General features: G+C 40.3%; 1 protein-coding gene. It reads left to right on the forward strand.

The window, feature by feature from the left end:
- Window positions 1–708, forward strand: a 708-nt coding sequence (locus tag AAEY62_RS20060; RefSeq protein ID WP_350635912.1) for an LOG family protein, incomplete at both ends; no start/stop codon positions are given.

Consider the following 708-nt stretch of genomic DNA (forward strand, 5'->3'; position numbering starts at 1 on the left):
TTCACGAGCATATATTTTCTGTGATCCGCGATATTTTATTTATATGTCAAAAATACGAAAAAGATCTTAAAGAACAAAAAGCCATTACCCACATGGTGTTTGATATGCTCAGAAATGCCGATGCACTAAAAGTAAACAGCGAACCAAGCATGATTGTATGTTGGGGTGGGCATTCTATTAGTGAAGTTGAGTATAAATATACCAAACAAGTAGGCTATGAGCTGGGCCTGCGCGGCTTAAACATTTGTACCGGCTGTGGCCCTGGCGCTATGAAAGGTCCAATGAAAGGCGCTACTATTGGCCACGCTAAGCAGCGCATTAAAAACAATCGTTATTTAGGATTAACCGAGCCCAGCATTATTGCAGCAGAGCCGCCTAACCCAATTGTAAATGAATTAGTCATTTTACCCGACATAGAAAAACGTTTAGAAGCCTTTATACGCACTGCGCACGCTATCATTATTTTTCCTGGTGGCGCTGGTACTGCTGAAGAGTTTCTTTATTTATTAGGGATATTATTACACCCAGAAAATGACAAGCAGTGCCTACCGGTTATTTTAACAGGACCCAAACAAAGTGAAGCCTACTTTAAAGAGCTGTGCCACTTTATTGAAATGACACTGGGTGTAGAAGCACTCAGCAAATTTGAAGTTATTATAGATAACCCACAATTAGTAGCGCAAAAATTAAAGTCGACCATGGCTAATG

The organism is Pseudoalteromonas sp. GW168-MNA-CIBAN-0100 (genome assembly GCF_040309225.1).
Classification (GTDB): domain Bacteria; phylum Pseudomonadota; class Gammaproteobacteria; order Enterobacterales; family Alteromonadaceae; genus Pseudoalteromonas; species Pseudoalteromonas arctica.